The organism is Shewanella sp. GutCb (assembly GCF_002836135.1).
GTDB lineage: Bacteria > Pseudomonadota > Gammaproteobacteria > Enterobacterales > Shewanellaceae > Shewanella.
In genome coordinates this window covers 1-415 of sequence record NZ_PJBL01000083.1, presented here as the reverse complement: position 1 = coordinate 415, position 415 = coordinate 1, and the positions used below count along the sequence as shown (strand labels likewise).

General features: G+C 44.3%; 1 pseudogene. It reads right to left on the bottom strand.

Annotation, left to right across the window (positions count from 1 at the left end):
- Positions 1–332, bottom strand: a pseudogene (locus CXF86_RS20050) (transposase); the annotation flags it as partial.
- Between the last annotated feature and the right edge of the window lie 83 nt (positions 333–415).

Genomic DNA, 415 nt, shown 5'->3' with positions numbered 1-415 from the left:
CCTTTGGCGAATTTTTGCGTTAGCGCCGTGCCATTAAATAGCTTATGCCATTGTAAAACAACCTCTCTATCTGACCAGTTGTTCACCGTCTCTAGGTCAATATAAAGCACAATATGCAGATGGTTACTCATCACTGCGTAAGCCGCTACATCAATAGCAAACACCTCGGAGAGTTTAAGTATTTGCTCCTCTACCCAACCACGACGATGGTCGTAGTTCTTACCTGAGTATTTATCATCGCCACACAAGAAAGCGCGCCTAACAACTCGGCTGCAACAGTGGTAATAGGGAGTGTCTTCAATGCTAATTAGGGTTCGTCTTGGGCGCGGCATACAACCTCCTTGTTAAATGCTCGTTCAAAGCATAGTAGAAGGTCGCTATTGAGGCCATTAACTATGGCTGTCTATGTATTTTT